At 52.0% G+C, this 7,020-nt stretch carries 7 protein-coding genes; 6 read left to right on the forward strand and 1 reads right to left on the reverse strand.

Annotation, left to right across the window (positions count from 1 at the left end; translation table 11 throughout):
• Positions 1-2,952 (forward strand): phosphoribosylformylglycinamidine synthase (gene purL / locus ACTH3S_RS17410; protein ID WP_441810278.1); only part of this gene is annotated, 2,952 nt, incomplete at its 5' end.
• Positions 2,953-3,367: 415 nt separating this feature from the next.
• Positions 3,368-3,679, forward strand: coding sequence for an NGG1p interacting factor NIF3 (locus tag ACTH3S_RS17415; RefSeq protein ID WP_441810279.1), 312 nt, complete (start codon positions 3,368-3,370; stop codon positions 3,677-3,679).
• Here the strand turns inward: ACTH3S_RS17415 and ACTH3S_RS17420 are convergent.
• Positions 3,674-4,237 (reverse strand): NUDIX hydrolase, encoded by a 564-nt coding sequence (locus ACTH3S_RS17420; RefSeq protein WP_441810280.1) that lies wholly within the window; start codon positions 4,235-4,237, stop codon positions 3,674-3,676. The two genes, ACTH3S_RS17415 and ACTH3S_RS17420, sit on opposite strands and share 6 nt — an antisense overlap.
• Before the next feature lie 96 nt (positions 4,238-4,333).
• On the opposite strand from ACTH3S_RS17420, the gene ACTH3S_RS17425 reads away from it, so the two are divergent.
• Genes ACTH3S_RS17425 through purT form a run of 4 tightly spaced genes read left to right on the forward strand, consistent with a single transcriptional unit; the run spans position 4,334 to position 6,899 of the window.
• On the forward strand, positions 4,334-4,915 hold the full coding sequence (locus ACTH3S_RS17425; protein ID WP_441810281.1) for an NUDIX hydrolase: 582 nt from the start codon (positions 4,334-4,336) through the stop codon (positions 4,913-4,915).
• A 13-nt stretch (positions 4,916-4,928) separates the two neighbouring features.
• A complete protein-coding gene (locus ACTH3S_RS17430; protein ID WP_441810282.1) occupies positions 4,929-5,456 on the forward strand; it encodes a gamma carbonic anhydrase family protein in 528 nt (175 codons plus the stop codon).
• Positions 5,457-5,468: 12 nt separating this feature from the next.
• On the forward strand, positions 5,469-5,651 hold the full coding sequence (locus ACTH3S_RS17435; RefSeq protein ID WP_441810283.1) for a DUF1289 domain-containing protein: 183 nt from the start codon (positions 5,469-5,471) through the stop codon (positions 5,649-5,651).
• A 51-nt stretch (positions 5,652-5,702) separates the two neighbouring features.
• Positions 5,703-6,899: a formate-dependent phosphoribosylglycinamide formyltransferase gene (purT, locus tag ACTH3S_RS17440; protein WP_441810284.1), complete on the forward strand. Its 1,197-nt coding sequence runs from the start codon at positions 5,703-5,705 to the stop codon at positions 6,897-6,899.
• The last annotated feature ends 121 nt before the right edge of the window (positions 6,900-7,020 follow it).

Here is a 7,020-nt window from a genome sequence, read left to right on the forward strand (position 1 = left end):
GAAGGCGCAACCGGCCGCGGCTCCAAGCCGAAGGCAGGGCTTTCAGGCTTTACAGTCTCCAACCTCAACCTGCCGGACGATCCTCAGCCTTGGGAAATTAACTATGGCAAGCCAGAGCGAATTGCTTCCGCTTTGGACATAATGATTGAAGGGCCCATTGGTGGCGCTGCATTCAATAACGAATTTGGTCGCCCCAATATAGCGGGCTACTTCCGGACATTTGAAGAGCAGGTTGCCGGCCCGGCTGGTGACGAAGTGCGTGGCTATCATAAGCCCATTATGATCGCTGGCGGTTTGGGTAATATCCGCGCAGAGCACGTGGAGAAAGGCGAGATACCGGTAGGCGCCAAACTCATCGTGCTAGGTGGACCCTCCATGCTTATCGGCCTTGGAGGCAGCGCCGCTTCCTCCATGGATTCTGGCTCCAGTAACGAGAATCTCGACTTTGCCTCAGTGCAGCGGGATAACCCGGAAATGGAGCGCCGGTGCCAGGAAGTGATTGACCGCTGCTGGCAGATGGGTGAAGCAAACCCTATGTGCTTCATTCACGATGTTGGCGCTGGCGGTCTTTCTAACGCCATGCCAGAGCTTGTGAAAGACGGTGGCCGTGGCGGAAGGTTTGAGTTGCGCGATATTCCCAGCGATGAGCCCGGCATGTCGCCACTGGAAATTTGGTGCAATGAGTCCCAAGAGCGCTACGTTATGGCCGTCGCTCCTGAAAACCTGGAGCTGTTTGATGCCTTGTGTCGCCGGGAGCGGTGCCCCTATGCCGTAATTGGTGAAGCCACGGAAGCTCATCACCTGTCGCTTAGCGACTCGTACTTTAACGATAAGCCGATTGATCTGCCGATGGATGTGCTCTTTGGCAAACCGCCGCGCATGCACCGGAGCGTTAAAAGAACCTCATTTACCAAACCGGTATTTGATTCCACTCAGATTGATCTGAACGACGCGATTCGCAGAGTGCTGCGACTCCCTTCGGTTGGCTCCAAAAGCTTCCTGATCACCATTGGTGACCGCACGATTACCGGGCTTGTTGCCCGTGATCAGATGGTTGGCCCGTGGCAGGTTCCGGTTAGTGATGTGGCCGTTACAGCAAGCTCGTTTGATGTTCTGGCTGGTGAGGCTATGGCCATGGGCGAGCGCACACCGGTCGCAACCATTGATGCGCCAGCCTCTGGCCGAATGGCTGTGGGCGAGGCCATCACCAACCTGGCGGCTGCTGCCATTGGTGAGCTTTCTGATATTCGTCTGTCGGCCAACTGGATGTCTTCTGCTGGCCACCCGGGTGAGGATGAAAATCTTTACGAAACCGTGCGTGCCGTTGGTATGGAGCTGTGCCCAGAGCTTGGGATTACCATTCCCGTGGGTAAAGACTCCATGTCCATGAAAACCATGTGGGAAGAAGATAGCGGCGAGCAGAAAAGTGTGACCGCCCCACTGTCGTTGATTATCAGTGGTTTTGCCCCGGTTACTGATGTTTCGCGCACTCTTACGCCACAGCTGAAAACAGATGCGGGCGAAACCGATCTTATCCTTCTTGATTTGGCCGCAGGGCAAAATCGTTTGGGTGGGTCGGCGTTGGCTCAGGTGTATCGCAGCGTTGGTGCGGTGGCACCGGATTTGGACGACCCTGAGGACATCAAGGCGTTCTTTGCCGTTATTCAGGGCCTGAACGCCGACGATAAGCTTCTCGCATACCACGACCGTTCCGATGGTGGCCTATTTGTAACGCTCGCAGAGATGTGTTTTGCCGGCCGCACGGGTGTAGACATCAAGCTGGATGGTCTGGCAGACGATCCTGGTCAGTTTGCTCGTGAGCTATTCAACGAAGAGCTGGGTGCGGTTGTTCAGGTGCGCCGAGAAGATACTGATTTTGTTCTACAGCAGTTCTCGGCGGCGGGTTTGGGCGATCACGTTAATGTGATTGGTACGTTGAACGATCAAGATCGCCTGCGCCTGATGTTTGAGGGTGAAGCGATTGTAGATGACTCACGAACAGAGCTTCAGCGCCTGTGGTCGGAGACTAGCTATCGTATTCAAGCTCTTAGGGACAATGCAGACTGCGCCCTGGAAGAGTTCGATAACTTGCTGGACGCGGACGATCCGGGGCTTCATGCGAAGCTCTCTTACGATGTGAACGAAGATATTGCTGTGCCCTACATCAACAAAGGTGCACGGCCAAAGGTCGCGGTTCTGCGTGAGCAGGGTGTCAACGGCCAAGTGGAAATGGCCGCTGCGTTTGATCGAGCCGGTTTTGAATCAGTGGACGTGCATATGAGCGACCTGCTTTCCGGGCGGGTTAACCTCGAAACGTTCAACAGTCTTGTGGCCTGTGGTGGCTTCTCGTATGGAGACGTCTTGGGCGCCGGTGAAGGCTGGGCAAAGTCCATACTGTTCAACGACCGTGTGCGTGATCAGTTTGCCACCTTCTTCAACCGTCAGGACACGCTTGCACTAGGTGTGTGTAATGGTTGTCAGATGCTTTCCAACTTACACGAGTTGATTCCGGGTAGTGAGGGATGGCCACGCTTCGTTCGCAACCAATCGGAGCAGTTCGAGGCCCGGTTGGCAATGGTCGAAGTAATGCCGTCTCCCTCTGCTTTCCTGGAAGGTATGGCGGGTTCGCGTATGCCTATAGCTGTTGCCCATGGCGAGGGCAGGGTAGAGTTCTCGGATAGTACGTCTGCTGCGGACCTGGCAGGAAGCGAGCGCGTAGCGCTACGTTTCGTAGATAACAAGGGTCAAGCAACGGTTCGCTACCCATACAATCCCAACGGCTCACAAGATGGCATTGCAGGGGCTACCACTCAAGATGGCCGCATCACGATTATGATGCCGCATCCTGAGCGTGTATTCCGCGCTGTCCAGCACTCTTGGCGCCCGAAAGATTGGCAGGAAGACGGCTCTTGGATTCGCATGTTCAGAAATGCGAGGCGCTGGTTCGGCTGATAGAAGTCTTGAACTAAAAAACCGGCTTTGGTAGGCCCCCGACAGGGTTGCTTTCTAAAGTCGGTTTTTTTGTGTGTGCTGTTTGGTTTTTTATTTTTTTCAAGCGAAATAAGTCATGTTTTTTTAAAAATACCCCTTGACTCATTTTGTTTATGCACATTTCAAGCGATGCTTTGGGTGTTCTGTGAACAATGCTATACATTGCAGTTCATTTTTTACTGGACACTCGTAACTTATTGAAAAATAATCATTAATATCAACGGGTGAATTTGTCGCCAATTTAACGTGAGTGCAGTAAATACGGGGTTTATAGAGGTGTTCCCTAAATCTTTCCCCAGAGTTATCCACAGAATCTGTGGGTAAGTGGCTAAGCCATTAATCTGTACATAAAATATGCTGTTCTTAGGAGGGCTTCATGTACAAAATATACTATTTCGTCCCCGTAACGCATCTGGAGCAAACTAAGCAGGCACTGTTTGATACAGGTGCGGGATGCATTGGAAATTACGATTCTTGCGCGTGGCAGTGTAGCGGGCAGGGGCAGTTTCGTCCGCTTGAGGGTAGCAATCCTTTTCTGGGGGAAAGTGGTGCTTTGGAAGTTGTGGATGAGTTCAAGGTTGAACTCGTTTGCAGGGATGATTTGATTAGGCAGGCGGTTGATGCGTTAAGGCAGGCCCACCCCTATGAGGAACCCGCCTATGAGGTCTATCGGATGGAAGTATTATAGGGTGTCCTTGCTCCGGGTCGCGGCCATAGGGTGTCGGATGTCGCGCACATGAACGCCAAAAGAGTCGTTTTTTAAATCTTCTAAAAATAGCTCTAGAGTCTTGCGCACCGTAGGGAAGGAAATGTCTTCCCAAGGTATGTCGTTCAGAGCAAACAGACGGGTTTCAAGTGATTCTTCGCCCGCACCAAATTGTCCATTTTTCAGCGCCGCCCTGTAGAACATGTGCACCTGATTTATATGGGGGACATCAATAATGGAATAGAGTCCCTCGATATTAACCTCGGCCAAGGCTTCTTCCAGAGTTTCTCGCTCTGCAGCTTCAACGGTGGTTTCTGAGTTCTCCATATACCCTGCGGGAAGGGTCCAGTATCCATAGCGAGGCTCAATTGCTCTGCGGCAAAGCAGAATCTGTCCTTCCCAAACCGGCACAGTACCCGCAATGATGCGGGGGTTTTGGTAGTGTATTGTGCTGCAGTTAACACACACATAGCGGTGGCGGTTGTCGCCCTCGGGGATGCGTTGTTTAACCGGATGGCCGCATGTGCTGCAGTACTTCATGTTTTTCCCCGTATACTTAAATTGATGGTGCGTTCAGTTTAATGATCCTAGCTGTCGCTGTCTCATTCAACACCAGATTTGCTCAGGAGTTCCGATTTGCGTGATTTACTTGTTCAGCGTTTAACAGGCTATGCGCCCCGGAAGCTTGAAATGAACTATCCCGAGGCAGGCATTCTGGTACCGGTCACCGACGATCCTGGCAATCCGGAAATGATATTTACTTTGCGCTCAGAAAATTTGAGTACTCATCGTGGGCAGGTTGCGTATCCAGGTGGCAAGCGGGATCCGGGAGACTTATCGCTGGCTGCAACGGCCTTGCGAGAAACCCATGAGGAAATTGGCCTGCCTCCCGATCAAGTAGAAATTATTTCGCCGCTGAGCCAGGTTATGTCACTTCACGGGATTCTTGTGTCCCCGTATGTTGGTGTTGTCCCTGAAGGGCACCCCCTGGAGGCTAATCCTGGGGAGATCGATAGCATCTTCCGTGTGCCTCTTTCCTTTTTTCTTGAAGATAGGCGTGAGCGTACGGATGCGATTCCTTTTCAGAATCAAACCATTCATGTGCCTTGCTACCGCTGGGAGCGATATCAGATTTGGGGGCTGTCTGCTGTGGTTCTGGTCGATTTTTTAAATGCTGTGTACGATGCCGACATAGATTTGCTAAAACCCAGAACATAATAAGGAACATTCAATGCTTTATGAGCTAGATGGCGTTGCTCCAGAGTTACAGGGCGACAGTCAATTTGTCGCCGAAAATGCAACCGTGATTGGTAACGTAGCCCTTCACGGGAAAAGCAGTGTCTGGTTCAACGTAGTGATCCGCGGCGATAATGAACGTATTACGATCGGCCCTGAGACAAACGTGCAGGATGGTTCGGTTTTGCATACCGATCCGGGTATGCCGCTGACTTTAGGTAAAGGTGTCACGGTTGGGCATAAAGCAATGCTGCACGGCTGCGAGGTGGGAGATTATTCGCTGATCGGTATTAATGCCGTTGTTCTTAATGGGGCAAAGATAGGAAAGTATTGCTTGATTGGTGCCAACACCCTTATTCCCGAGGGAATGGTCATTCCTGATGGCTCCTTGGTGGTGGGGGCACCGGGTAAGGTGAAACGGGAGCTGACCAAGCACCAACAGAAAATGCTTGAGCTGAGCGCAGCGCATTATGTGCACAACGCGAGTCGCTATATGACGGGCTTGAAGCCCGTAAAAGACTGAGGTAGATACATTATGGCTGCTGAGGATAAGGCTCGATCACCGTGCGTGAGTATATGCGCTCTCGATGAGCGTGATATGTGCATAGGATGTCAACGCACCGGTGATGAGATTTTGCGCTGGACCTCAATGACCAACTGTGAACGCAAAGCCGTACTGGTAAAGGTTGCTGAGCGAGAACAAATGGTTGCACTTTAATCAGGCGCAAATATCCCGGAAAGGGATCTGGCGCTGACTGGAGGATGTGGTTTGAATAATGCTGGCAAGGTAACACTGGGTACGCCGCTTAAAGCAAACGCTTATAGAGTGTTGTTGTGTGGTTCCGGGGAGCTTGGTAAAGAAGTAGCTATTGAGTTGCAGAGGTTTGGCGTTGAGGTGATCGCAGCAGATCGCTACCCAAGCGCCCCCGCTATGCAGGTGGCCCATCGGAGCCACGTGATTGACATGCTTGATGCACAGGCACTGCGCAAAATTGTTGAGCTTGAGAAGCCTCACCTTATTGTCCCCGAAATTGAGGCGATTGCGACTGCGGAGTTGGTCAAGCTAGAGCAAGAGGGTTATAGGGTTATTCCTTCCGCCAGAGCGGTAGACCTTACGATGAATCGGGAGGGGATTCGACGTCTGGCAGCAGAAGAGCTTGGGTTGAGCACTTCGCCTTATGAGTTTGTCGATACTAAAGAACTATTCGTTGATGCTATTAAGTCCATCGGACTGCCGGTTGTTGTGAAGCCAGTGATGAGTTCTTCCGGTAAAGGGCAGAGCACCGTTACCGAAGAGAAACAAATTGATGCGGCGTGGGATTATGCACAATCGGGTGGGCGTGCTGGTAAAGGGAGGGTCATTGTCGAAGGATTTGTGACGTTTGACTATGAAATCACTTTGCTAACGGTCCGACACTCCGGGGGGGTAAGTTTCTGCGAGCCTATAGGTCACCGCCAGGAGGATGGCGACTACCGTGAATCTTGGCAGCCCCAGGCCATGAGCGCCAAAGCGTTGGAGCGGTCGCGCGAAGTGGCCTTGAAGATCACCGAAAATCTCGGTGGTTATGGAGTTTACGGTGTAGAGCTGTTCGTCCATCAGGATAAAGTGTACTTCTCGGAAGTGTCTCCAAGGCCTCATGACACGGGGCTTGTTACACTCGTGTCTCAGGATTTGTCAGAGTTCGCTTTGCATGCACGGGCAATACTCGGTTTGCCGATTCCTGAGATACGTCAGCAGGGCCCTTCAGCGTCTGCGGTTATCCTGCCTGAAGGGGATTCCAGGGAAGTGGCTTTCTGCGGATTGGAGCAGGCGCTTTCTGAGAAAGATGTACAGGTAAGGTTGTTTGGTAAGCCGGAGCTTTCAGGTCGCCGCCGGATGGGGGTTGCCCTCGCCAAGGGCTCCACAATCGAAGAGGCTAAAAGCAAGGCTGTAGCAGCAGTCGCAGCGATTGATATCCAGCTTTGAAAAAAGTTTCAAGATCCCGTTGACACCTTCGCTCAGCTCTGTAGAATGCGCATCTCGCTTGAGGGACACGCCGGAACAGCGGGGTGTTTTGAGAGAGTTAACTGTTTGAAAGTATTGAAGA

The organism is Marinobacter sp., assembly GCF_052094685.1.
GTDB lineage: Bacteria > Pseudomonadota > Gammaproteobacteria > Pseudomonadales > Oleiphilaceae > Marinobacter.